The sequence below is a fragment of the Brachyspira murdochii DSM 12563 genome, assembly GCF_000092845.1.
In the GTDB taxonomy this organism is placed as follows: Bacteria; Spirochaetota; Brachyspiria; order Brachyspirales; family Brachyspiraceae; genus Brachyspira; species Brachyspira murdochii.
Map to the genome: position 1 here is coordinate 2288432 of NC_014150.1, position 26038 is coordinate 2314469.

General features: G+C 28.5%; 20 protein-coding genes and 1 tRNA gene. 17 read left to right on the forward strand and 4 right to left on the reverse strand.

Annotated elements, in window-relative coordinates; genetic code table 11:
* Positions 1 to 81 precede the first annotated feature (81 nt).
* Both BMUR_RS10100 and BMUR_RS10105 read left to right on the forward strand, forming a co-directional pair.
* Entirely contained in the window at positions 82 to 834 is a 753-nt protein-coding gene (locus tag BMUR_RS10100) for a hypothetical protein (RefSeq protein WP_013114461.1), read from the forward strand.
* Positions 822 to 1865 carry a hypothetical protein gene (locus tag BMUR_RS10105; protein WP_013114462.1) on the forward strand — a complete coding sequence of 348 codons (1044 nt, stop codon included), beginning with the start codon at positions 822 to 824 and terminating at the stop codon, positions 1863 to 1865. Before BMUR_RS10100 ends, BMUR_RS10105 begins: the two co-directional genes overlap by 13 nt.
* A gap of 145 nt (positions 1866 to 2010) precedes the next feature.
* Here the strand turns inward: BMUR_RS10105 and BMUR_RS10110 are convergent, their stop codons facing one another.
* Positions 2011 to 3189, reverse strand: coding sequence for an ATP-binding protein (locus BMUR_RS10110; RefSeq protein ID WP_013114463.1), 1179 nt, complete (start codon positions 3187 to 3189; stop codon positions 2011 to 2013).
* Between the two features lie 230 nt (positions 3190 to 3419).
* Between BMUR_RS10110 and BMUR_RS10115 the strand changes: the two genes are divergently transcribed.
* Positions 3420 to 5081: a methyl-accepting chemotaxis protein gene (locus BMUR_RS10115; RefSeq protein ID WP_013114464.1), complete on the forward strand. Its 1662-nt coding sequence runs from the start codon at positions 3420 to 3422 to the stop codon at positions 5079 to 5081.
* Between the two features lie 65 nt (positions 5082 to 5146).
* On the opposite strand, the gene BMUR_RS10120 is transcribed toward BMUR_RS10115, so the two are convergent.
* Positions 5147 to 6274: a hypothetical protein gene (locus BMUR_RS10120; protein ID WP_013114465.1), complete on the reverse strand. Its 1128-nt coding sequence runs from the start codon at positions 6272 to 6274 to the stop codon at positions 5147 to 5149.
* Between the two features lie 480 nt (positions 6275 to 6754).
* Between BMUR_RS10120 and BMUR_RS10125 the strand changes: the two genes are divergently transcribed.
* From BMUR_RS10125 to BMUR_RS10155, 7 genes are all read left to right on the forward strand, one after another.
* A complete protein-coding gene (locus BMUR_RS10125) occupies positions 6755 to 7564 on the forward strand; it encodes a Cof-type HAD-IIB family hydrolase (RefSeq protein ID WP_013114466.1) in 810 nt (269 codons plus the stop codon).
* A gap of 61 nt (positions 7565 to 7625) precedes the next feature.
* Positions 7626 to 7698: transfer RNA gene (locus tag BMUR_RS10130), tRNA-Gly, on the forward strand.
* A gap of 104 nt (positions 7699 to 7802) precedes the next feature.
* The gene (locus BMUR_RS10135; protein ID WP_013114467.1) at positions 7803 to 9113 is read left to right on the forward strand and encodes a trigger factor; all 1311 of its coding nucleotides are present in this window, start codon (positions 7803 to 7805) and stop codon (positions 9111 to 9113) included.
* 17 nt (positions 9114 to 9130) lie between these two features.
* The gene (clpP, locus tag BMUR_RS10140; protein ID WP_013114468.1) at positions 9131 to 9733 is read left to right on the forward strand and encodes an ATP-dependent Clp endopeptidase proteolytic subunit ClpP; all 603 of its coding nucleotides are present in this window, start codon (positions 9131 to 9133) and stop codon (positions 9731 to 9733) included.
* A 172-nt stretch (positions 9734 to 9905) separates the two neighbouring features.
* The gene (gene clpX / locus BMUR_RS10145) at positions 9906 to 11141 is read left to right on the forward strand and encodes an ATP-dependent Clp protease ATP-binding subunit ClpX (protein WP_013114469.1); all 1236 of its coding nucleotides are present in this window, start codon (positions 9906 to 9908) and stop codon (positions 11139 to 11141) included.
* 61 nt (positions 11142 to 11202) lie between these two features.
* Positions 11203 to 11766, forward strand: a complete 564-nt coding sequence (gene efp, locus BMUR_RS10150; protein WP_013114470.1) for an elongation factor P — start codon at positions 11203 to 11205, stop codon at positions 11764 to 11766.
* A complete protein-coding gene (locus BMUR_RS10155) occupies positions 11766 to 12329 on the forward strand; it encodes a hypothetical protein (RefSeq protein ID WP_013114471.1) in 564 nt (187 codons plus the stop codon). Before efp ends, BMUR_RS10155 begins: the two co-directional genes overlap by 1 nt.
* A 184-nt stretch (positions 12330 to 12513) precedes the next feature.
* Here the strand turns inward: BMUR_RS10155 and BMUR_RS10160 are convergent, their stop codons facing one another.
* Together BMUR_RS10160 and BMUR_RS10165 are read right to left on the reverse strand one after the other, a co-directional pair.
* Positions 12514 to 14109: a peptide ABC transporter substrate-binding protein gene (locus tag BMUR_RS10160; protein WP_013114472.1), complete on the reverse strand. Its 1596-nt coding sequence runs from the start codon at positions 14107 to 14109 to the stop codon at positions 12514 to 12516.
* A 284-nt stretch (positions 14110 to 14393) separates the two neighbouring features.
* Positions 14394 to 16004, reverse strand: a complete 1611-nt coding sequence (locus BMUR_RS10165; protein WP_013114473.1) for a peptide ABC transporter substrate-binding protein — start codon at positions 16002 to 16004, stop codon at positions 14394 to 14396.
* A 350-nt stretch (positions 16005 to 16354) separates the two neighbouring features.
* Here BMUR_RS10165 and BMUR_RS10170 point away from each other — a divergent pair, with 350 nt between their 5' ends.
* The 7 genes from BMUR_RS10170 to BMUR_RS10200 all read left to right on the forward strand — a co-directional run bounded on the left by BMUR_RS10170 (position 16355) and on the right by BMUR_RS10200 (position 26033).
* Entirely contained in the window at positions 16355 to 17704 is a 1350-nt protein-coding gene (locus BMUR_RS10170) for a butyryl-CoA:acetate CoA-transferase (protein WP_013114474.1), read from the forward strand.
* A gap of 65 nt (positions 17705 to 17769) precedes the next feature.
* The gene (locus BMUR_RS15025) at positions 17770 to 19695 is read left to right on the forward strand and encodes an acyl-CoA dehydrogenase family protein (RefSeq protein ID WP_013114475.1); all 1926 of its coding nucleotides are present in this window, start codon (positions 17770 to 17772) and stop codon (positions 19693 to 19695) included.
* A gap of 35 nt (positions 19696 to 19730) precedes the next feature.
* Positions 19731 to 20945: an FprA family A-type flavoprotein gene (locus tag BMUR_RS10180; protein ID WP_013114476.1), complete on the forward strand. Its 1215-nt coding sequence runs from the start codon at positions 19731 to 19733 to the stop codon at positions 20943 to 20945.
* 138 nt (positions 20946 to 21083) lie between these two features.
* Complete coding sequence (locus tag BMUR_RS10185; RefSeq protein WP_013114477.1) at positions 21084 to 22706, forward strand: hypothetical protein; 1623 nt, start codon at positions 21084 to 21086, stop codon at positions 22704 to 22706.
* A gap of 81 nt (positions 22707 to 22787) precedes the next feature.
* The gene (gene prfA / locus BMUR_RS10190; RefSeq protein WP_013114478.1) at positions 22788 to 23864 is read left to right on the forward strand and encodes a peptide chain release factor 1; all 1077 of its coding nucleotides are present in this window, start codon (positions 22788 to 22790) and stop codon (positions 23862 to 23864) included.
* A gap of 24 nt (positions 23865 to 23888) precedes the next feature.
* Positions 23889 to 24581 carry a hypothetical protein gene (locus BMUR_RS10195; RefSeq protein WP_013114479.1) on the forward strand — a complete coding sequence of 231 codons (693 nt, stop codon included), beginning with the start codon at positions 23889 to 23891 and terminating at the stop codon, positions 24579 to 24581.
* Positions 24582 to 24602: 21 nt separating this feature from the next.
* The gene (locus BMUR_RS10200) at positions 24603 to 26033 is read left to right on the forward strand and encodes a spiro-SPASM protein (RefSeq protein WP_013114480.1); all 1431 of its coding nucleotides are present in this window, start codon (positions 24603 to 24605) and stop codon (positions 26031 to 26033) included.
* Positions 26034 to 26038: the final 5 nt, after the last annotated feature.

The following is a 26038-nucleotide window of genomic DNA, read 5'->3' on the forward strand; positions in this document are numbered from 1 at the left end:
AAATAAATTTAATATTTTAAAATATTTAGTGATTTTTTTAAAGTTTCCGAAAATAATCTTAAAAATATTAGGATATATAATGTGCTTGTAGGAAATGATGCATATGAAAAGTTTATAGAATATATTGAAAATAAAATAAACTTTGATTTTCTTTCTCGTATACCGGGTTCAGATGATACATTGGAATCTCAAAGAGAATCTATTATCAACTTAATAAAAAGCTCAAAGAGTAATGAAGCTTTTTTGGATTATATATCATATACATATACCATACTTGAAAATGATATAATAAGACAGATAATCTCAATATCTTGGCTTAAAGGCAATGGTATTGAGGATAGAATTATTAATGATGATAAATTTGAACTTGATAATAATGAGCTTATAAATTATATATCTGTACTACTAGTATTAAGAGATATAATGCATACAAGCTATATAGCTTCTCTTCCTATATATTATGAATATAAGTATGAACCTAAAGAGTTTATAGATAAAGCCAGAGAAATGATAGAGCATTCTATATCAAATATATCCACACTAGAGCATATTAATCCTATATTTATAGCAATAGCAGCTAAAAGTGTTTTACCATATTCTATAACAAATGATGAGCTTTCAAGTTCTTCTAAATTAATAGCAATACTTTTTAATTTATCAAGAATAATGGCTTCATATCCTTATAGTGATAAAATTATAGAAAACACTCAGCCGATATTTTCAAGTGCTTTGTATAACTTAGTAAACAATGCTTCTTTTTTGGGACTGGATTATAAAATGGTTAGGGTTATATATGATAAAGCAAAAACAGGAGAAATAAAGTGGAAAAACTAGCAAAATATAATATCACTTTTATAGTAGCTGCTGTATCATCTTTAACTATAATATCGATGTGTGCTTATATGATAGTTAATATGCATACCTATGTTATGAGAGTATTAATGTTTATAGAATTTTTATGCTCTTTTTATTTTGTATGCGTTTTTTTCTATAAAATGAACAGATATTCAAGAATAGAAGTTTTCTTCTATCTTGTTGTATATTTAGTGCCTTTTATATTATCAATATTAGGGCTTTTTTATATAACTAACTTTTTCTCTCTAAACAGAGTATTTTTAAGAGAAAATATTGCCGCTTCTTTCCTTACAAGAGGCTATCATGTACTATTTATATTTTATATATCACATATAATATATTTCTTTTATTTATTTAGTTCTGAAAATAGAACTAGCTTTTATTCTCTTATATCATCATATTTCATAATAACTATTTCCATAATTATGGCTATAATATTTATAGTATTATACGGAGTAATCAACTGGGTATTTGACAATAAAATCATTACATCTTATGAAAATACAAGAAATGAAATTGTATATGAGGCAGAATTAGCATTCTCTCAAAATGCTGATAATGATAAATTAGAGTATGAAGGATTTGCTAAAAGCTATAATATGGCTGTAATTTATTATGAAAATGAACTTAAATATAGAACTGATGATTGGGAAGATTTTGAAAGCAGACATCTGCTTTTTGAGGCTGCTATTATGCAGGGAAACGGATTTTTATTTATAGGAAGCGGAAAAGATTTTATATATCCTTATTATATGTTTATATTAATATATGTAATAGTAAACTCTTTAATATTAACTTGCTCTATAATATTCTTTAAGATATTTATTACCAGTAAATTCAGTAATTATGTTAATATCATGATAAAAGGTTTTAAAGAAGACAGTTATATATATGCAATAGAAACAGAAAATATGGATAATACAGAAATTAAAACTTTATCAGAACTATATAATAAAAAATTATTAACTTATAAATACAGAGAAAGATTTATTAAGATGTTCACTAGATAATATATTATTATGAGTTCTTTATATTTGTTTTGAAATTCTAAAGTATTTTTGCTGAATACTTCTTGTTTTAGTATAATTTATAGCGATTTAATTATAATATTGAAATTTGTAATGTAAAAGTATAGCTATGAGCGAAATATATAAATTATAATAAAGTTTCTATAAACTGTTTTGCTGCTCTAGGGCTTCTACCAGCACTTCTTATAGCATAGCTTTCTGCTTGTTTTATAAGTTCTTCTTTGCTCATTTTGATATTATTTTCTTTGGCATAAGAAAGCACAATATCTGAAAATAAATCTTTATTTGGTCTTTGATAAGTAATAATTATTCCAAAACGATTTGTCAAACTCATTATCTGCTGAATAGTATCTTCTATATGTATATCATCGCCTTGTCTGTCATTAAAATTCTCTTTTATTAAATGTCTGTAATTAGAAGTAACATAAACTAATACATTATTTGGAAAAGAGTTTACTCCTCCTTCAAGTACAGCTTTTAAATATGAAAAAGTATCATCATTAGAAGAGAAAGTTAAATCATCTATAAATATTATGAATTTAAGAGGACTTACGCTTAGCATTTCTATTATATCTGTGATGAATGACAGCTGATTTTTTTTAACTTCTATAAGTCTTAATCCTTCATCTTTGAACATATTTGCTATTGCTTTTATAGTACTGCTCTTGCCAGTTCCGGCATCTCCGTAGAGAAGTATATTATTTGCTTTTTTTCCTTCTAATAGGCTTTTTGTATTTGCTATAACTTTGCTTCTTTCTCTTTCATATCCGTATAGCTGTTTAATATCCTGCATATCCTGATGCTTAGCTGGTATTATATTTTTTTTGTCATCAAGCGTGAACATGTTATTATTATAAAATATACCATAACCTTTTTTATTTATATCATTTATATGGTTTATATATATACTATAAAAATCAATTTTTTTATTTTCTATTTTTGATACAGAGTATTCTTTTGAAAATAACATATTAAAATCAAATGATGATAATAATTCAAAAAAATTAAGTTCATTTTTTAGAGCATTTTTTAAAGCATCATTTATATTTTTATTTCTTATGTATTTATTGATATAAATATTATCATCTTTAAATATTTGTTCTAATATATAATCGCCTATTGTATCATTGTATTTGAAAAGCTCGTATAAAAAATCGGAATAATAATCTATCACTTTTATTTTGTTATTATCATTATAAATTTCTAAAAATTTTAATAACTTTTTTATAACTTTTGTTTTTATAATATTTCTGAATATTACTATATTAGAGAAACCGATTCTAATTTTTATTATTTGATTATCCATTATCATTATTCCGTAATTATTTTTTATAGTGATATATTTTAAGTTTATTATAAATAATATTCAAGCACTTTTCATGTAATTTTTTTTTGATTTTGTGTATAAAATGTAAATTTTTTGTTATATTTAATACATAATGTATAGTTTATATAGGAAAATATCTATTTTATTTTAAATAAATAGGTATGTAATTCCGAAATCATTATAAAAACATTTACTGGAGATATTTTATTATGAAGATAAGAACTCGATTTATTATATTTGGCGTATATACTTTTGTTGTTACAATATTATTGATATATCTTCAGATAAGAATAGTAAGAAGTGTAACAGAATACAGCCGTATTTATCAGCATACTATAAAATCATCAGCTATAGCAAGGCAGTATCAGCAGAATTCAGCATTTTTAACTCAATTTGTAAGAAGCTATGTAGCTACTGGAGATGCTAAATATGAACAGGCTTATAATGACTGTATAGCTATATCAGGCGGTACAAAACCAACACCATTAAATTATGACAGAGGAATATACTGGTCTATTTATTTCGGAAGCGGACAGAAGCCTTCTTATGACGGAGAAACTAAATCATATTCAAATGTGATGAGAGATTTGAACTTCTCCAAAGAAATGTTTGATTATCTTACTTTATCAAAAAGCCGTTCAGAAGAATTAGTAAAATTAGAAGTTCAGGCTATGGAAATAATAAAAAGTATTCCAAGAAATCCAGACGGAAGTATACCTGATGAGTATAAAGCAAGACAGTTAGAAGCTATAGAGCTTGTTAATGGTAAATCATATGAACAAAGTGTTTCTCAAATAATGATTCCTATTAATCAGTTTTTTGATAAACTTGATTCTGATAATAATTTTAATCTTCAAAATGCAGCAAAAGAAGTTAGAAAAGACACTATATTGTTTTTTATATGTTTATTTATAGTAGGATTTTCTGTTGTCATTTTCTTGGCTTCTTTAGGAAGAAAAATAGGAAAGAATTTGAGATTATGTGTGAGTTTGGCTTCAGAAATATCTCAGGGTAATTTAACTGTAAAAATAGATTCAAGCAAATACAGAGGACACAGCGAATTCGATTCACTTCTAAGCAGTTTTGATGAGATGGTATCACGTTTAAGAGAAATTATCACAAGAGTTTTGGAAAGTTCAAGAGAGATTTCAGAGGCAGCTACAGAAATAGCTCAGGGAAATACTGATTTATCAAGCAGAACAGAAACTCAGGCTTCACATTTGGAAGAGACTGCTTCATCTATGGAGCAAATTGCTTCTACAATAAAATCATCTGCGGATAATTCTTTAAGAGGCAATCAGATGATGCAGGATTCTGAGAAATCAGTTCAGGAGGCTGGAGAGATAATTGAAGCTACTACTAATAATATAGAGCTTGTATTTGAGGCAAGCAATAAGATTACAGATATAACTAAAATAATAGAAAATATAGCTTTTCAAACTAATATATTGGCACTTAATGCTGCAGTAGAAGCTGCACGTGCTGGGGAACAGGGTAAAGGATTTGCTGTAGTGGCAAGTGAGGTAAGAAACTTAGCTCAGACTAGTCAGTCTTCTGTTAAAGATATTACTTCTTTAATTGCTGACTCTAATGATAAAATTAGAATAGCTACTGAAACAGCTAGGAAATCTAAAGAAATATTTATGGATATAGAACAAAAAATTGAAGATACTTCTAAGATTATGCAAGACATTAGTGCTATGGCAGTAGAACAGCAGGCTGGAGTAGATCAGGTAAATATGGCAGTTTCACAAATGGATCAGTCTACTCAGCAGAATGCTACTTTGGTAGAGCAGGCTACAGCTTCTTCTGAGGCTTTGATGGGACAGGCTAAAGAATTAGTTGATTTGATGCATTTCTTTAAAGTTTGATAAAAAATATTTATGCAAAAAATAATAGCTATATAATAAATTATATAGCTATTTTTTTAAGGCTTTTATATATTATAACTTTTGATTTTTTCTATCCAATTATTATATTCTTCATCAGATATCTCATCTAATATTTTAACATATGGTTTTAATTTTTGATGCGGTTTTGAAAAGTAGCTTATATCCCATTTTATAGGATTTTTCCACATTCCGTCACTATCCATAATAATGATATGCATTCCGTCTATATCATCAGGTATCTCTTCAGGAGACATATCCCCGTAAAGCATAGTATTTAAATCAAGCTCGCCATTTTCATCTTCTATTTTATAACTTCCGTCTTTTTGCATGGAATATATGGTGTAGTACTGCATATGTGCTTTAGTTTCTACTAACTCATTAGCATAAGAAGTACCAGAAGCTATATTATAAATATTTTCGTCAAACTCATAATTATCTATTCCGTATCTTTTTAATAATCCTTTTTTATATAATTCGGCTTCTAATAATGTTATAAGATAGTATGAGTTGCTCATATCAGAAGCCTCTATAAAAAAACCTCTTTGTGTTTTTTGTGACAACACCAAAATTTTTGTTTTGCAGCATGCTTCTATGGCTATATGAATATATGCTAATGATTTTATATATGTTTCTAAATACTCTATATGATCTATTAAGTCTAAAGATATGAAATATTTTCTTAAATCCTGATTGGAGCAAAGTACAGTCATAAGAGGAGCTATCATCATATCTATTCCAATAAAAGCCTCCAATGATTTGTAGTCAGTTCTGTACATAACATCTATATTAACACTAGCAATATCATCTTCAGTAATATCATCTTCATCAGTATTATAAAGCTGAGATACATTTTCTATAAACTGGCATGCCTGATAAATATTTTTCGCAAATAAATTAATAATATTTTTTCCCATTTCTTCATCAGCAATTTCACTGTGAAACACAGCATGTCCTACAAAATTTGCCGCATAATATGATTTTAATATATCCATATTATCAAATTCTTTAGATATTTCTGTGCATACATCTAATTCTTTTTCTTCATTACTCTTGATATACTCTTTTAATTTTAAGAAAGTTTCATTTTGTGATATTATCTTTTTATTTACAACTTCATCAATATTAGCCTTTTTCTTTGCATACTCAATATATTCTTTGACTATACCTTCCATAATATAAAACTCCTAACATAATATTATATTTATTTATTATACTTAAAAATTTTTATTCTGTCAAAATTTAATTTATAATGAAAAAATATGAATTATTAATTTTTCATTAGACTTATTTCAAAAGTACTTGACAAGATTTTATACGAAAAGTTTGTAATTTATTTATTATAAATGCAATGTTGTATAAATTATATATTCAAGATGCAAAAATGCAGTTCTTTAGCCTAATACTGGCTTTGACTTATTAACGGTTCGTCAAAGTTGCTGCGGCAGTACATATGACTTTCTATTGCTGCAAAATAAGAAGTTGTATGCGGCACAAAGCCCTGCAATATTTAAAATTTAAAGAAATTAATTTTTTACAAATTATAGTTGTTTAGATATATACTAAAATTTAATTATGTAAAAAGCTTTATTTATGATGATAATTGTTTAGATTTTAATACTTGTTTTTGTTATATTTTATGATAGTATATTTTTATGAAAAGTTTAGATAAGATAAAATTAATAGCAACCGATTTGGACGGTACATTTTTAAATAACGAGAGTGAGATAAGTGATTATAATAAAAAAGTTTTTCAGTATTTAATGAATAATGGTATTGAAATTATACTTTCCACTGGAAGACCTTTTAACGGTATGCAGCGTTATAAAAATATGATTAATAATGATAATTACTCTATAGTTTTTAACGGTGCTATAATTGCTGATACTAACGGAAAATTTATATATAATAAGGTAATAGATGAGGCTTCTTCAAGAGGTGTAGCAAATTTAGTTAATAAGTATAAAGTTTATCTTCATGTATACAGCGGAAATAAGTATATAGTATCCGAGCCTGATTTTTATTATGAAAGATATATAGAAAAAGAAAATATTACTGATACAATAATAGGGTTGGACAATGTAGATAATTTTGAGTTCAGTAAAATGGTATTTATAGGGGAAAGGGAAGAACTTCTAAGACTTCAGTCATATATAACATCTCATTTTAATGTTCATACATCATTTTCCCATACAAATTTTTTAGAAGTATTGGCTAACGGCATCAATAAAGGCAGTGCTTTAAAATGGCTTTGTGATAAAAAAGGTATTAAAAGAGAAGAGATAATAGCTTTTGGCGATAATTATAATGATATAGAGATGATTGAATATGCAGGTGTAGGAGTAGCTATGTATAATGGAGAAGAAGATGTTAAGAAAAAGGCAGATTATGTATGTTTAAGCAATGATGAAAACGGGGTAGGAGAGTTTTTGAATAAGTTTTTAAATTTGAAGATAATTATTTAGAATTTTATATATATGGTGTTGACATTTTTTTGTTTTATGTTATATTATTGTCAATGTCTATGCGGGAATAACTCAGTTGGTAGAGTTTCTGCTTGCCATGCAGACTGTCGCGGGTTCGAGTCCCGTTTCCCGCTCATTTTATACCCCAGTAGATGGCTATTCTATTGGGGTTATTTTTTTTATTATAATTTTATTAATTAAAGCTTAATAATAAAGCTTAATAAAGGTATTATTAAAAATGGATATTAAAGATTTGAATTTTGAAACTTCAACCGATGAAAAAGATTTAGTTACACTTAAACTCGTTGTATCAAAAGATGCTTATAATAAAGAGTTGGAAAAACAAATAGAATATTATAAGCCTAGAGTTAATGTTAAAGGTTTTAGAGTAGGTCATGCTCCTAACAATATTATACTTTCAAGATACAGAGAGGCTTTGGAAGGTGCCGCTAATGAGGTTTTAATAGAAGATGCTTGGAATACTTATCATGATGAGAAAAATGTTAAAGCTTTAGGTACTCCTAAACTTCTAAACTTAGAAAACAAAGATGACGGACTTCATCTTACTTATGAGTATTACCCTATACCAGAGTTTGATTTGCCTGATTTGTCTTCTATAAGTGTAGAAAAAAATAAATACACAGTTGATGACAGTGTAGTTGAAGAAGCATACAAATTATCTCTTCAAAGATTTGCTCATTTTGATGAAAGCGAGTTAAAATCAGAAATAGGCGACAGAGTATATGTTAAAATAGAATTTGATGATGATGAAAATAAAAAATACAATAAAGAATTAACTGTTGTAGCAAGCGATGATGAAAATGACAGTATATTTGCAAAAAATGCTGTAGGTGTTAAAAAAGATGATAAAAAACTTCTTAAAACTTATGTTGACGGCAGAGAAGCTACACTAATAATGAATATTGTAAAAGTAGAAAAGCCTGATATGAAAGATGATTCCAATGAGGAAGACAGACAAAAAGTAAAAGAATCTTTAAAAGATCATTTAATAAAAAGAGCAGAAGACAGAGCAAATAGCGAGCTTGTAAATGATACTTTATTCAATAAATTAATAGAATTAGTAAATATGACTCTTCCAAAAGGCTATTATGAAGAACAATTGGAAAGTTCATTAAATGAATTTGACAGATCTATGTCAAGCAGAGGTATGAGTAAAACTGATTTCTTAATTTCTGTAGCCAAAACTGATGATGATATTAGAAAAGAGTATGAAGAGAATGTAAGAAAACAAATAACTTTTGATATGATTATGGCAAAATTAGCTGATACTTATAAAGATTCTATCACAGTTAATGAAGATAAAGCTAAAGAATATGCTAATAGAATGTATCAGTATCAAAGTTATATGGGACTTGCTAAACTTCCTAAAGAAGAACAGCAGAATATTATCAATTATATAATGCGTGATGCTCAAACTAGAGCTACTTCTGAGGCTATACTAGATTATGTAAAAGAACATGTACAGGTATCAGAAAAAGATGCGGGTAAATTCAAGCCGGAAGAAAGTGATGTTTGGGGCGGATATTAATAGTTAAAAGGATAAATATGGATTTGGAGAGAAATTATATGACTATACCTTATGTAATAGAGCAAACTAGCAGAGGGGAGCGTTCTTACGATATATACTCAAGGCTTTTAAAAGACAGAATTATATTTTTGGGCGGAGAGATTAATGATGATGTTGCTAATATAGTTATAGCACAGCTTTTATTTTTGGAATCTGCTGACCCAGAAAAAGATATTTCTTTATATATAAACAGCCCGGGAGGAGTTGTTACAGCTGCTTTGGGTATGTATGATACTATGCAGTATGTTAAGCCAGACGTTGCTACTTTGTGTGTAGGGCAGGCTGCTTCAGCAGGTGCTTTGCTTCTTGCAGGAGGGGCTAAAGGTAAAAGATTTGCTACTGCTAATTCAAGAATAATGATTCACCAGCCTTCAGGCGGTTCAAGAGGTATGGTTACTGATATGGAGATACAATTAAAAGAAACTATACGCTTGAAAAGCATACTTAATAATATTATGGCTAATCATACAGGTCAGGATATTAAAAAACTTGAAGCTGATATGGATAGAGATTATTTTATGAGTGCTGATGAAGCTAAAGATTATGGAATAATAGATAAGGTTTTCTCTAGCAGAGAATAATAATATAATTTTTATTTGAAAAATAATTAAACAAGGGGCATATTAAGCCCCTTGTTTTGAATGCAAGTTTTTTATTTTATTATTGAAATTTATTATTGAAATACTTATATTTTAATATAGAATATATAAACTTAAATGATAATATATTTTTTAATATATAAATTGGAGAGATATGTCTAAAAAAGGTAATGATAAAAAAGAAGTTTGTTCTCTATGCGGAAGAGAATTAAAAGAATTAAGCCGATATATTGAAGGTAATGAAGGATATTTATGTTCTGATTGTTCTGCTATAGCAAATGACTATTTTAACATGAATGTTCAAAAGAAAAAATCTAAAGAAAAAGATTATGAAATAAAAATACTTCCTCCTAAGCAGATAAAATCTTTGCTTGATGAATATGTTATAGGTCAGAATTATGCTAAAAAAGTTTTATCTGTTGCAGTTTATAACCATTATAAAAGAATAACTCAAAGTGCAGAAGATAAAAATGATGTAGAAATAGAAAAGTCTAATGTACTTTTGATAGGTCCTACAGGAAGCGGTAAAACTTTACTTGCTCGTACTTTAGCTAAGGCTTTGAATGTGCCTTTTGCTATAGCTGATGCTACTACTGTAACAGAGGCTGGATATGTGGGTGATGATGTTGAAAATATTTTACTCAGACTTATACAGAATGCTGACGGCGATATAAAATTAGCAGAAAAAGGTATAATATATATTGATGAAATAGATAAAATTTCACGCAAAAGTGAATCCCGCTCAATTACAAGAGATGTATCAGGTGAAGGCGTACAGCAGGCATTATTAAAAATTGTAGAAGGTACTGTTGCTACTGTTCCTCCTCATGGCGGAAGAAAACATCCTCATCAGGATAATTTGCATATAGATACTTCTAATATACTTTTTATATGCGGCGGGGCTTTTATCGATATAGAAAAGTCTATTGCTGAACGTACCTCTAAAAAAGGTTTGGGTTTTGCTGCCGAAGTTAATTCTATGGATAATCTTAATTATGATGAGATAATGAAAAATATTTCTACAGAAGATTTGGTTAAATACGGACTTATACCAGAGCTTATAGGAAGGCTTCCAGTAATAGCTACTTTAGAAGAGTTAAAAGAAGAAGAGCTTTTGCAGATACTAAAAGAGCCTAAAAATGCTTTGACTAAACAGTATCAAAAATTATTTTCTTATGACAATATAGAATTAAAAATAGATGATGAGGCATTAAAAGTTATAGTGAAAAAAACTATGGAAGAGCATACAGGAGCAAGAGGATTAAGAGCTTTATTTGAACGTGTTATGCTTGATGCTATGTATGATATGCCTGATGATAATAAAGAAAAAAAAGTTTTTGAGCTTGATAAAGAATATGTTGAAAGCAGATTAGGTACTGTAAACGAATAATTTTATATATTTAATTATATTACAAATTAAAAATAACAAAATAATTTTTTAGGGAGTTTTAATGTTACCAGTAAATGATTTAAGAAAAGGCGATGCTATAATTTTAGACGGAGAGACTTATTTAGTTGTAGATGCTCACTTTCATAGAGCTCAGCAGAGAAAAGCAAATGTAAAAACTAAATTAAAAAATATGCTTAAAGGAAATATGATAGAAAAAACTTTTTCATCTACTGAAAGTGTTGAAGAGGCTGATTTATCATATAAAAAAGCTCAGTATCTTTATGAAGAAGGCGATAGTTATGTATTTATGATACTTGATAATTATGAACAAGTTCATGTAAGTGCTGATATATTAGGCGAGAGTAAGTATTATTTATTAGATAACAGCGAAGTTGATTTACAATACATTAATGATGAAGTTACAGCAGTACGTTTTCCTATACATGTGGTATTGGAAGTTACTTATACAGAACCGGGTTTTAAAGGGGACACTACAGGCACTACATTAAAACCTGCTAAACTTGAAACTGGTATTGAGATTAATGTACCTTTGTTTATAAATATAGGTGATAAAATTAAAGTTGATACTAGAGATGACAGTTATGTTGAACGTGTAAATAAGTAATGCTTTATATATTTACAATTATTTTAGCTTTATTTATATTAATAACTATATTTTTTATAAAAGTTAATTTCTTAATATATACTTTAGCAGCTCTTTTTATAGTTCATATAATATTTACAAAGTCTTTTTATAAAACTATAAAAAAGCTGCTTTATTTAATTCCTTATTTTCTTGCAATATTTATCATTCAGGCATTAAACTCAAGAGGGGAATATTATACTATTTTTGGTATTTATCTCGATAAGGTTGGAGTTAATTTCACTATTATTTATTTTATTAGAATAGCATCTGTTCTTTATTTTTTATCAATTTTCTTTATCATAATAAAAAAATTAAAAGTTCCAAACGGATATTTTTTTGATGAGATGATAAGAATAAGTATTTTTATGAAGATAGTAAGAAAATCATTTTTTCTTGAGTTCAATAAGATAAGAGATAAAAATAAAAGTTTTAAAGATAAATTAAATTTAATAAAAAATTTATTAGAGAATGTTTATAATGATTCTTTTAGGCTTTATCCTTATGATAGTTTAATTTCTTATTATAGGAATTTAAATAAGTAATAAAATTGTTTTTAGTTTATTTATTTGATTCTTATTGATTTAAGTAATAAAAAAAATTATGCATACAGTTAAAAAAGCTATAAATTTAAAAATTTTTAGTATCTAATAAAAAAAAGAGAAGATATTTTAAATCTCCTCTTTTTCAATTTTTTAATTAAAGTTAATGAAAAATAAATTATAAAAATTATTTCTCTAAATACGAATAATGAAATCTGTATTTAGCTAAAGGATCTAATTTATAGTCTTTAAGTTTTTTATCAACCATTAAAACATTGGATCTGTAATGTATAGGTATTATAGGCATATCATACATAAGTATAGCCTCAGCATCATGAAGAACTTTCATTCTCTCCTCTGGATTAACTATATATTTTGAGCTTTCTATAAGTTTATCATATTCTGGATTATTGTATCCGGGATTACTTGGAGCATAGCTCAAATATAGTTCAAGCATAGTCATAGGATCATTATAATCACCAGTCCATCCGCTTAAAATCATCTGATAGCTTAAATCTCTGAAACTCTGAAGTATGACAGACCATTCTCTAGGTACTATAACAGCATCAACTCCAATATTTTTCCACATCTGCTGTATAGCTTCTACCATAACAATATTTCCATCATTAGCAGCTAAAACTTCTATAACAGGATAATTTTCACCATTAGGATATCCAGCCTCAGCCATTAATTTTTTAGCCTCTTCTATATTTTTTTGATAGTCATTTGTATTAACACTTATATAATCACCTCCGTTTGCTCTGAACTCTCCTTTATAATCGCTTATTAGAGGCGGTACAAAAGCTCCAGCAGGTATTTGTCCAGCTTTATTTACTGATTCTACTATATAGTTTCTGTCTATAGCAAGTGCTAATGCTCTTCTTACTCTTGAATCTTTAAATGCTTCATTAGTAAGATTTATTTCAAAGAATGTAGTACCATATGCCTGATTCATTACTATTAAACCTTCTTCTTGAAGATTTTCTATTTCCTGATTAGGCACTAGTGTAGAGAAATGTATTTGTCCATTTCTTAAAGCGGCTAATGCAGTATTTTTATCGGCTACCATAGAAACAGTAATATTTTTAGCAACTAATTTATCTTTATCATAATAGTTGGTATTAATTTGCATTACTATTTTATCATCTCTTACTCTTTCAGTCATTTTATAAGGACCATTTCCTATATAGCTTTCTGGTGTCTGAACCCAAGTATCTCCATATTCTTCTATAATGTCTTTTCTTACAGGCACAAACATATCAGCAAGCTCTAAAAAATATGCAGTAGGATTTTCTAATGTTATTTCTAAAGTATAATCATCTATTTTTTTTATTCCTAATTCTTCTGTACTAATTTCTCCTTTAGATATTTTTAATGCATTTTTTATAGGGGCCATAAGAGAAGCATATGGAGCAGCCGTTTTAGGGTCTACAAATCTTCTGTAGCTGTATACAAAGTCATCAGCTGTTACTGGTTTTCCGTCAGACCACTTTGCATTTGTTCTTAAATAAAATATATAACTAAGTCCGTCTTCGCTCATTTTGTAGTTTTCAGCCATTCCGCCAACTAAATTTCCGTCTTTATCCTTTTTCATAAGACCTTCAAAAAAATGTCTTATATAAACAGTACCAGCACTTGCAGTATTAAGATGCGGGTCTATAGTAGCAACTTCTCCTCCTAATGATATAACTATAGAATTATTGTCATTAGAAGATGGTTTGGAAGAGCAAGATAATGCTATAAATGAAAGCATTATGATAATAAATATATTTTTTTTAATCATGACATTATCCTCAAATTATAGTTTCTTATCTATTTTAGTATAAAATAATAAAAACTACAAATTTTTTATATAATAATTGCTTTAATAATATTAGACTCATTTCAAAAGTTATTTTATATTTTATACTAAATTTAAGAATTTATCCTATATGTAAAACATAATTAGTACTATCTAGCATTATTTTACACTTGTAGTTTTGTGAGGCGTATCAGATATTGAATACGTAAAAATGACAATAAAAATTAACAAACTTAAGAATTTTTAGTATACACAACTTATAATTATTAATTAGTCTGCTCCAAATAGCAGTAATTAAATCTATGTCTTCCTAAAGGATTTAATACCAAATCTCTCAAATATGGATATACTATAAAAGAATCTGATCTATAATATAGAGGTATAATAGGCATTTCATCTAAAAGTATAGCCTCAGCTTCTTTCATATTTTCCATTCTCAGTTTATTATCATATGATAACTTAGCTTCGGATATTAAACTATCATATTTTGCATTTGAAAAACCAGAGTGATTAACGCCTCCATAGCTTATCATAACATCAAGCATTGTCATAGGGTCATAATAGTCGCCAGTCCAGCCCATTCTAGCAATTTGATATTTTTTCTTTGTAAGAGCTAATAATGTAGCTGGAAACTCTTCTTCCTGTAAGTCAGTATTGATATTTAAATTATCCTTCCACATTTTTTTAATAGCTTCTCCAACTTCATAAAACATACCGGGAGATACTTTTAACTGCAAAGCAGGATAGTTTTCTCCGTTAGGGTATCCGGCCTGAGCCATTAATTCTTTAGCTTTTATAATATTTTTTTCGTAGCTTTCTGTATCTATATAATTAGAAGATTCATCTCTAAAAGAATATCTAACACCTTTTACAGCAGGCGGTACAAAAGCACCAGCAGGAGTTTGAGATCCTTTTATTATATTATTAACTATATATTTTCTGTCTATAGCAAGCGATAATGCCTGTCTTACTAATTTATTTGTTAACGCTTCATTTGTTATATTTAATTCAAGATATATAGTTCCTATTGCATTATTTGGAACAATATATCCTCCATTTTTGAGATATTCCAACTCATAAGCAGGTGCTTCTAATGCTGAAAAATGTATTTGCCCGTTAGTAATTTGTTCAATAACTTTTACAGCATCAGAATTTGACACAAAAGTTATTCTCTTAGCTATTATTTCATTTTTATCATAGTAGTAAGGATTTTCTTCAAATACTATTTTCTCATTTTCTTTTATTTCGCTTAATTTATATTGACCATTGCAAATATATGTTTCAGGTTTCAGCGTCCATTTATCTCCGTATTTTTCTATAATATCCTTTCTCAAAGGCACAAATATTCCGGTAGAAGCCAGAAAATCTATGAAGTACATAGATGGAGTTTCCAGTACTACTTTTAATGTATAATCATCTATAGCTTCCGCCCCTAAATTTGTTATACTCATAAGTCCCATTCTTATATCTTTTGCATTTTTTATAATTTCCATCATATAGGCATATGATGCATTGATATTTGGGTCTACAGCCCTTCTCCAGCTGTATTGAAAGTCATAAGCAGTTACCGGTTTTCCGTCAGACCATTTTGCATTTGTTCTGAGATGAAATATATATGTTAATCCGTCTTTTGATATATCCCAGCTTTCTGCCATACCAGCTCTTATATTATTGTTAGGGTCTGTTTTTGTTAAACCTTCAAATGCATGCAGTATGTATGTACTTACTACACCTATAGAGTTTAGTGTAGGATCTATCGTAGCAGGCTCACTTCCCATATTAATGACAATATCTCTTGTGGGATCTATTTCTTCATTATGACTATTGCAGGAAACGATTACAGTAATAATTAATAAAAAGAAAAAAATATTTTTCATTTTTTACAGAACTCCGTAACAAAAATCATTTAACATATAATTTATTATTATAATTAAATATTAGTATAAAGTCAATATTAATATAATACATATTTTTTTGTGATTTTATAAAGCGATAATAATTTTATTTATAATGTTTTATATTGTATAGTTTCACAAAAATATTTTTATGCATATGTGAAAATATAATTATTAAAAAAATAAAAAATATAAGTTTTCTGTTTGTAAAAATATAAAAAAAATATGTTCAATAATTAAAATTCAATTGACAATCGAATTTAAATTTACTATACTAGAGTTTATTAAAAAACGATTAATTTTATTCAAAAATATTAAGTGGGGAGTTTTTTATGGATTTTAAAAAGATTTATCAAGAAAAATTAACTACAGCAGAAGAGGCTGTAAAAGTTGTAAAATCAGGTGATTGGGTTGACTATGGCTGGGTAGTTGCTACTCCAATAGAATTGGACAAAGCCTTAGCTAAAAGACTTCCGGAATTAAAAGACCTTAATTTCAGAGGCGGAATATTATTTTGGGAGCCTGAAATATTCAAAGTTCCAGATGCTGCTAAATATATGACATGGAACTCATGGCATATGTCCGGATTAGAAAGAAAAGCAATAGACAAAGGTTTCTGTTTCTATGATCCTATACGTTATTCAGAAATGCCAAGATATTACAGAGATTTGCCAAGAGGCATAGATGTAGCAATGTTCCAAGTATCAGAAATGGATGAAAACGGATATTTCAGTTTCGGTCCTAATGCTTCACATATGCAGGCTATGTTAGAAAGAGCTAAATGCGTTATTGTAGAAGTTAATAAAAATATGCCAAGATGTTTAGGTGCTGCCAATATAGGCGGAGAAGCAATTCATATTAATCAGGTTGATATGATAGTAGAAGGAAATAATCCTCCTATAGTAGAGATGGGCGGCGGCGGAGCAGCTACAGAAGTAGATAAAACAGTAGCTAAACTTATAGTAGAAGAGATACCAAACGGTGCTTGTTTACAATTAGGTATAGGCGGTATGCCTAATGCAGTTGGTTCATTAATAGCACAGTCTGATTTAAAAGATTTGGGTGTTCATACAGAAATGTACGTTGATGCTTTTGTTGATATATCTTTAGCTGGAAAAATAACAGGTTCTAAAAAGAATATAGACAAAGGCAGACAAACTTATGCATTCGGTGCTGGTACTAAAAAACTTTATGATTATATACATAATAACCCAGAATGTTTATCAGCTCCAGTAGATTATACTAATGATGTAAGAGTAATATCTTCTATAGATAACTTTATGTCAATCAATAATGCTGTTGAAATAGACTTATTCGGACAAGTTAGTGCTGAATCAACAGGATTCAAACATATAAGCGGAGCAGGCGGACAATTAGACTTCGTATTAGGTGCTTATTTATCTAAAGGCGGTAAGAGCTTTATATGTTTGTCTTCAACAGTAAAAGGTAAAGACGGACAATTACAATCAAGAATAGTTCCTAGCTTTGCTAATGGTACTATTGTAACAGATACTAGAGCTAATACTCATTATGTAGTAACAGAATATGGAAAAGTTAATTTGAAAGGATTAACTACTTGGCAAAGAGCAGAAGCTTTAATATCTATAGCACACCCTGATTTTAGAGATTCTTTAATAAAAGATGCAGAAAAAGCTAAAATTTGGAGAAAAAGCAATAAATAAATTTGAATATTGATTATCAATTTTATATACTATTAATTAAATAATATTGTTATAAGGAGAAGTAAATGTTTAAAACAACAGAAAAACATGAAGAACTTCGTGCCAAAATAAGAGCTTGGGCTGAAGAAGTAGTAACTCCAATAGCTCATGAGCACGACCAAACAGGTAAATTTCCAACAGAAGCTGTTAAACAATTAGGTAAAGCTAAATTAGATATTATGGGCTTACCTTTTGAAACAAAATATGGCGGAGCAGGATTTGACAATATTGCTTATGCTATAGCTGTAGAAGAACTTTCAAGAGTAGACGGCAGTATGGGTGTAATTTTATCAGCTCACTGTTCTTTAGGAAGTTATCCTATCTATGCTTTCGGTACAGAAGAGCAGAAGAAAAAATATTTAACTCCGCTTGCTGAAGGTAAAAAAATAGGTGCTTTCGGTTTAACTGAGCCAGAAGCAGGTTCTGATGCAGGCGGTACAGAAACTACTGCAGAATTAAAAGGTGATCATTATATATTAAATGGTGAAAAAATCTTCATCACTAACTCTATTGAAGCTGAAACTTATGTAGTATTTGCTGTTACTACACCTGGTATTGGTACTAGAGGAATCAGTGCTTTCATCGTTGAAAAAGGCTGGGAAGGATTTGAGTTCGGTGAAAAATACGACAAATTAGGTATACGTGCTTCTGCTACAGCTCAATTACTTTTCGATAACGTAAAAGTTCCTAAAGAAAACTTACTTGGTAAAGAAGGACAAGGCTTCAAAATTGCTATGCAGACTCTTGACGGAGGACGTATTGGTATTGCTGCTCAAGCATTAGGTATTGCTCAAGGAGCTTATGAAGCTGCTGTTGCTTATTCTAAAGAAAGAATACAGTTCGGACGTCCTATCGCTCAGCAGCAAGCTATTGCTTTCAAACTTGCTGATATGGCTACTAAATTACGTGCTGCTAGACTTCTTATCTACAGTGCTGCTGCTAAAAAAGACAGACATGAACCTTATGGTACTGAATCTGCTATGGCTAAATTATATGCTTCTGAAATAGGTTTGGAAGTTGTAAACCAAGCTCTTCAAATCCATGGTGGTAATGGTTATATTAAAGGTGCTTATATAGTAGAAAGAGCTTACCGTGATGCTAAAATTTGTACTATTTATGAAGGTACAAGTGAAATTCAAAAAGTGGTTATTGCTGCTTCTATACTTGGTAAAATGCCTAAATCTGGCGGCGGTGCTGCTGCAGCTGGTCCTATGGTTAAAAAAGGTCCTATCACTGGTGAAAGAAGAAATATCATCTTCAAAGAAGGTTCAGCTCAAGATAAAGTTGACGCTTTAGTAGCTGCACTTAAAAAAGACGGAATTGACTTCTCTGTTGGTATAGATATTAACACTCCTATAATCAATGCTGAAAGAGTTGTTTCTGCTGGTAAAGGTATTGGTGATAAAGGAAATATGAAACTTGTTGAAGATTTGGCTAAAGCTGCTGGTGCTGCTATAGGTTGTTCACGCCCTGTTGCTGAAGAATTAAAATACTTACCTATCATCAGATACGTTGGTATGTCTGGTCAAAAATTCAATGGTAACTTATATATAGCTTGCGGTATTTCTGGTGCTAACCAACACTTGAAAGGTATCAAAAACGCTTCTATAATAGTTGCTATAAACACTAAAGCTTCTGCTAAAATATTCAAAAATGCTGACTATGGTATAGTTGGAGATGTTAAAGAAATTCTTCCATTACTTACTAAAGCTCTTGATACAGGTGCTAAAAAACCTGCAGAAGTTCCATACAAAAAAATGAAAAAGATTACTCCTAAGAAAACAATCGAAATACCTAAAATCTATGTATGCAGCGGTTGTGGTTATGAGTATAATCCATTCATTGGTGATCCAGAATCAGAAATAGCTCCAGGTACAGACTTTACAGCTCTTCCTGAAGAATGGGTATGTCCTGAATGTAGTGAAGAAAAAGCTAACTTCATTAAGGCTTAAGTTTAAATTAAATAATAATAATTAGGAGGAAAATAATGCATTGCGTTAGAAAAGTTACTGAAGATTTATATTGGGTTGGAGCTAATGAACACCGCTTGGCTCTATTTGAAAATGTTCACCCTTTGACTAAAGGTGTTTCTTATAACTCTTATGTTCTTTTAGATGAAAAAACAGTTCTTTTTGATACAGTTGACTGGGCTGTTTGCAGACAATTCTTAGATAACTTAGAATATGTTTTAAATGGTAAAAAACTTGACTATATGGTTATCAACCACATGGAACCAGATCATGCTGCTTCTATAGACGAAGTTTTAATAAGACACCCTGAAACTAAAGTTATTGCTACTGAAAAAGCATTCATGTTTATGGATCAGTTCGGATTTACTATTCCAGACGATAAAAAAATACAAGTAAAAGAAGGCGATACTCAAAAATTCGGCAAACACGAAATACTTTTCGTTGCTGCTCAAATGGTACACTGGCCTGAAGCTATGGTTAGTTTTGATACTACTAATGGTGTATTATTCTCTGCTGACGCTTTCGGTTCTTTCATCGCTTTAGACGGAAAACTATTCAATGACGAAGTTAACTTCGACAGAGATTGGTTAGATGAAGCTAGAAGATACTATACTAACATCGTTGGTAAATATGGTCCTCATGTACAAAACTTACTTAAAAAAGCTGGCGGAATCATTGATAAAATTAAAATGTTCTGTCCTTTACATGGACCTGTTTGGAGAAACAATCTTGGATATATCCTTGATAAATACAACAAATGGAGTACATATGAACCTGAAGAAAAAGGTGTATTAATTGTATATGCTTCTATGTATGGTAATACTGAAAATTTGGTTGGCGTTTTAGCTTGCAAATTAGCTGAAAAAGGTGTTACAAACATCGTTATGCATGACGTATCAAGCACCGATGTTTCTTACTTGATTTCTGATACTTTCAAATTGAGCCATATTGTATTAGCTTCTGTTACTTACAACCTAAATATTTATCCGCCTATGCATAACTATTTAGATGATATGAGAGCTCTTAACGTTCAAAAACGTAAATTTGCTATCATTGAAAATGGTTCTTGGGCTCCTAAATCAGGTACTTTAATGCAAGAGTTCATTGAAGCTAACTTAAAACAATGTGAGATTTTAGATGCTCAGGTTTCTATTACTTCTTCTATGAAAGCTGCTAACGTTGGAGAAATGGATGCTTTAGTTGATGCTATAGCTGAATCTATTAAAAAATAATAATATAATATAACATATTATTGAATAAAGGCCGATTCGGGTTTGATACTTGGGTCGGCTTTTTTATATAAATGATTTTTTTTTTTTGACGAAAATAATAAATACTAAATATAGGGGATAATAAGGAAATAATTTTTTATGGTAAGTATTAAAAGACAAAGACAGATTAAATTATTTTTTATATTATCTATTATATTAATCATAATAATAATTTTATTTTTTACATTTGGATATTTTCCTTATGGGCTTCATAAAAAAAATATGTCTGATGTGAAAATACCAAAAGATAGTATCGCATATATTAGTGTGAAAAGCCTTGATAAAAGCATACTTAAATTTTCTGATTCCATATATGCATATAGAATATCTCATGACGAATCTATGTATGATTTTTCTATTCTTGTCAGAAGTGTAGATGCTTTCGCAAACAGATTAAAAACAAATGATAATTTTTTTGTTAAAATGGTTTCAGATTCAATATTAAAAAGAAATGCTGCTTTGCTATTTTGGGGATATAATGGAAAATTAGAAAACGCTGAAATTTTTTATCTTTTTGATATAGGAAGGCTTAATACTTTTTTATTAAATGCATTTTTTAATTCCGAAACTCTTACAATAGAAAATAATACTTATAATTTGAAGAAAATTAATTATGACGGAAATAGAATATATGCTTTAGACAATGGTGCTCCTTATTTCTTTTTTAGTTTTTATAAGGGTGTTTTAATAGCTTCTAAAAATTATAATCATATTAAAAAAATTATAGATTTTTTTAAATCAAAACCTTCTGATTTAAATGATATAGCTTTGCTTGATAAAGTAAAAATTGAATATAATGCAGACATTTCTTTTTATGTCAACAAAAATCTGTTTGATTATAATAAATGCGAAGGTTCTATTTTATTTGCCCCATTAAAATATTTTGATAATGTTTATAATATATATGGAAATATTAAACTTAATGACGATAACGGTCTTTGTGATATTTTTGTGGATTATGAGTACGGAGGTTCTGACAGATATTCTCTTTACGGATTAAATGGGAATATTGATATACAAAATTATCTCTCTAAAGACAGTACTATTATGTATTTAGGTGTAAAGTCATATTTGGCTGGTCTTTATCCTATAATATATAATGATTTGAAATTTAAACATGATAATGAACTTTCTTCTGAAATATTTAATCTATTTACAAAAATGAATGATGTATATTCATTTGGAAGTATAATTAATGATCTTTATGGAGAAATTGCTGCTGCTTATATAGAATCAAAAAGATCTGAACTTATTTATCCTGTTATTATATTTAATATAGAAAATGATAATTCTCTTTTGCCTAAATTAGAAATAGCACTTTTAAATAAATATCCTACTCTTATTAAAGGAGAAAGAAGCTATAACAATAATTTTATATATTCTTATGATTTGAATAATGCTTCTAATGTACTTTATTATACGTTTATAGGAAGCATATATTTTGCAAGCGAAGATGAAAAGGCAATAGAAACAGTAATTGATAACAGCTACTCTTCAGAGACTTTGGAAGCATATATAAAATCTCAGACTTCCAAAGATATGAATGCTGATTATATATTTACAATACAGCTTTCTAAATCTCAGGATATATTAAGAAATTTTGATATACCTCTTAGAACTTGGAGCTATCCTAATAGTATTATAGTGGGTTCTACCATAGGCTCAAATTATACGCATATTAATATTGACTTTAAGGCTAATTTTAATAGTGTAACTAAATAGTTTTTTATTATCATTAATAGTAGTTGATAAATATAATTATTCATATATAATAGTCATTATTTTGGGAGAGAAATTTATTTTATGTCTATAATTGATAAACTTTCTTTGGTAGAAAATACATATGAAGATATAGTGCAGAAACTTAATGATGCAAATATAAAAGATAATAGAGTTATTCAGGATTTGATGAAAAAAAAATCTGAGATAGAAGATATTGTTGAAGAATACAGAAAATTAAAGACTGTATTAAAAGAAATAGATGATTCAAATGAGATGATTAATAATCCGGAAACTGATAAAGACCTTAAAGAGATGGCATTAGCAGAAATAGAAGAACTTAATCAAAAAAAAGAAGATATCATAAACTCTCTTAGACTTCTGCTTCTTCCAAAAGATAAAAATGATGGAAAAAATATAATAATTGAAATAAGAGTAGGTACTGGAGGAGATGAATCCGCTTTATTTGTAGGTGATTTGTTTAGAATGTACAGCCGTTTTATAGAGAGAGCTAACTTAAAAATGGAGATAATAGATACAAGTCCTACAGAACTTGGAGGATATAAAGAGGTTATATTTTCTGTATCTGGAAAAAATGCCTACAGAGCATTAAAATTTGAAAGCGGTACGCATAGGGTGCAGAGAATACCTGCTACGGAGTCTGGAGGACGCATTCATACATCAGCTTCTACTGTTGCGGTTATGCCGGAGGCTATGGAAAGTGATGTTGTTATTAAAGATGAAGATATAAGAGTTGATATATTCCGTTCAAGCGGTCCGGGAGGGCAGTCTGTTAATACTACGGATAGTGCTGTTAGGATTACGCATTTGCCTACAGGATTGGTAGTGCAGTGTCAGGACGAAAAGAGTCAGCATAAAAATAAGGCTAAAGCTTTAAAGGTACTTCGTGCTAGAATATATGAAAAAGAAGAAGCTGAAAGAAAAGCTAAAGAGGCAAAAGAAAGAAGAGAACAGATTGGCTCTGGGGATAGGAGCGAAAGAATAAGAACTTATAACTTCCCTCAAAACAGAGTTACTGACCATAGAATAAATCTTACTCTTTATAAATTAGACAGATTTATGGACGGCGAGATAACTGAAATAACAGATGCTTTATTTAAAAAAGAGCAGGAAGATATGCTTGCCTCATATTCTGATTAGTATTTTTTTGATTACGGATTATTTATGAAAGACGTAGAAAATATATTCGGTGAAGAAAAGATTATTCATAATATATATGCTAATGAAGATACTATAATTGCTTATATCAAAAGTTTTGATAATGTTTTATACTGCGATTATTCTTACGGCAGTGATAATGATTATTTGATGGGATTATTTGCTTATCATAGAGATAATAAATATATTTTTGGAGAGTTCGGCTCTTTTAAAGAAAATAGAGATGAATTAAAACTTGTAGTAAGTGATTATCCAGAAATTATAACCATAGACAGCTATGAGCTTACTAATGATAAGTTTATAGATTTGCTTAATTTATATAATATATCTATGTGTCAGATGTATTCTTTACTTGGAGAAAGTAAAATAAAAAATATAAAAACAAGTGCATTAAAAAAAATTACTTTAAATGAATATAAAGAAATTTTTCCGCATAGATATATAAATAACAGAATAAAAATGTACGGTAAGGGTAAATATGAAAGGGCTGCTATATACAATATATTAGATGATTTAGCATACAGATGCCCTTATTGCGGTGCTACTTCTCTTTTAAAAATAATAGATAATAAAGTTAATAATTTTAAGGATGTGCTTATAAATGAACTTTATAATGAGCATATGGAGAATAGTTTATATTTATGCCGTATTTGTAATTTAATATCCAGAACTCCTAATGATATTATGGATTATATTTAATAATTTAAAGAGGTATATAAAATGAGTTTTTTAATATTGATTGATAAGTCTTTTGATAATGAGTATTCTAAAGAGTTTGAAAGTGTTTTTTATAATAAAGCTCTAGTTTTAAAAAATAATTTGAATTGCGATATTAAATATATAGAAAATAATGATCTTGAAAATATAGAAAATTATTTGAATAATATTTATAAAGAAAGCGGGAATTATGATAATATAATTTATATACCAAGCGACATGCCTCTTTTTAATATTGAAGAGACTATTAAACTTACAAAAATTCATGAAGAAAATATCGCTTATTTTAGTTACGGAGAGAATTATCCTTCAGGTATTGTTCCTTTTATAATAAGAAGAACAGCATTTGAGAAATTATTTAATATCATAAAAACAAAGGATATAAAACCTTCTGAAAATGCTATAAGCAATATAGTATTTGTTGATCCTAATTTTTTTGAAATAGAAATACTTATATCCGAATATGATATGAGATATTACAGACTTTATCTATTTGCAGATAGTAAAAGAAACGCTACTCTTATAAAAAGACTTATTGATAATGAAAGCTATAAAGAAATGGCTGATTTAATAAAAAATAATACAAGCATAAGAAGAACTTTGCCTTCATATATAGAGATAGATATTAATAACAGACAAAATGTTTTAAACAAATATTTATTGAAAAGTGAAACTATAAAAACAGAACTTACTAAAGAAGAGAAAAATATAACTTTAGAAGAGTTTAAAACTATTTATAATAAAATATTGAGTTTTTGCGGTGATTTTCATATGTCTATAGGAAGCTACTATGAGCCTCTTTTAAATAGCGAATTATTTGATATATTAGACTTTGCTATTCAAAATAAGAATGTTAATATATATTTAGAGACTAATGCTTTACTCCTTGATAGTGAAAAAGCTAAAAGATTAATAAATATGCAGTCAGAAAATAATAATTTGCATGTTATTATTCATTTAGATACTATAGATGAAAATGTTTACAATAAAATATATGATAGCGGTGATATAAAAACTATTATGTCAAATATAGATTATTATCTTCTTAGAGAGCCTAAAAATACATATATGCAGATAGTAAAGCAGAAAGATAATTTTGATTATTTAGCATCATATTATAAATATTTTGATAAATATAAAATAGAGATTATAATGCAGAAATATTATACTTACAGAGGTATTATAGATGATAACAGAGTAGGGGATATGGCACCCCTTATTAATACTGGCTGCTGGCATTTGGCTCGTGATTTATTTATAGATTCTTACGGAGATGTTTATATTTGCAGATTTGATATTAATAAAGAAAAGAAAATATCTTCCATATACGATACTTCTTTAGAGGATATATGGAGTTCATTAGATAAATATTATGCTTTAAAAGATTTGGATTTTTGTAATAAATGTGATGAATGGTATTTATATAATTTTTAATTTAT